Genomic DNA, 1,160 nt, shown 5'->3' with positions numbered 1-1,160 from the left:
TCTGAAGAGCTAGGAGAATCTTTTAAAAAAGCAGTTCCTACCGATTACGTAGCTGATCATAGTCCTTTTTTACAGGATCTTGTTTTTGATATCGCGAAAAGAAACCAAGGGGCTTATCTTGATTTAACCAAGAGAGCTGAACAGAGAGCGCTGGGAGGAGGGGAGCGTATTCATCAGGCGGCTGATAAATACTTTGTTCCTCGTCAAAATGTTACAGGTTTAAAAGATGATCTTATCGCGATTAGGAAAGCAGAACCACATACTCTTTACGAAATAGCTCAAAAAACACCAATAGGAGAACAGCATTATGGTGCTCTTAATGAATTAATGAAGCGTCCATACTTCAAACAGGCTTATAAAGGAGGGCTACAGGAATTCACGAGTGGTGGCAAAGAAGTCAGTTCGTTTTCTTCTGAAAAATTTAATCTCCTTAAAGAAAAACCCAACATGGGAGTTCTCCATGAAACGAAGGTTAAACTTGGTCTTATGAGAGATGAAGCCGAGAAGATAGGAGATAATAGTAAAGTTCATACCTTAGTTGGCATTCAGAAAAAGTTATTAGAGCTTATGGATGATATATCGCCTAAATATAAGAAGGCACGATCATTGTATCACCAATATAGTTCACGTTTAGATGCCATGGATGAAGGTTCCAAAATCCTTAGCAAGTCGGTTAATAAGGATGAGTTCAGTAAAATCTTTGATGAATTACCAAAGGCACAACAAGAATACTTTAAAAAGGGTTCAAGGGCAGAACTTTTACAAGGTATGGGTCAAACAAAAGATGAAGTATCCAAGGCAAAGGAGATTTTTGGTACGAATGATCTGTATAAACGATTTGCAAAGATTTATGGAGCCGATAAAGCTTCTGCGGTCAAGAAGGTTGTCGAAAAAGAAGCTAATTATGCAGATTTTTATAACAGAATACCAGGTCGTGTAGCGGATGAAAAGATATCTTTTATGCATAACGTCAATATGCCAACGGGTAAACATGATGCAGCTGTACAATTAGCAAAAGCTGCTGGGAAGTCTGCTTGGATTCCTTTCAAAGAGGCGGCGTTTAGAGAGCGTCAACGGATTGAAAAGGATGTTGTCAAATTGTTAACAGGGGGGACACAGATTAAGAATGATCAAATTGTAGCTCTCATTCAACGCATGGT

The 1,160-nt window shown here is 38.6% G+C and carries 1 pseudogene; it reads left to right on the top strand.

Annotation, left to right across the window (positions count from 1 at the left end):
* Positions 1-1,160, top strand: a pseudogene (locus ACFIK3_RS09555) (hypothetical protein); the annotation flags it as partial.

The organism is Bartonella sp. CB10SXKL (assembly GCF_042195515.1).
Lineage (GTDB): Bacteria > Pseudomonadota > Alphaproteobacteria > Rhizobiales > Rhizobiaceae > Bartonella.
This window is presented reverse-complemented; position numbering and strand designations above follow the sequence as displayed.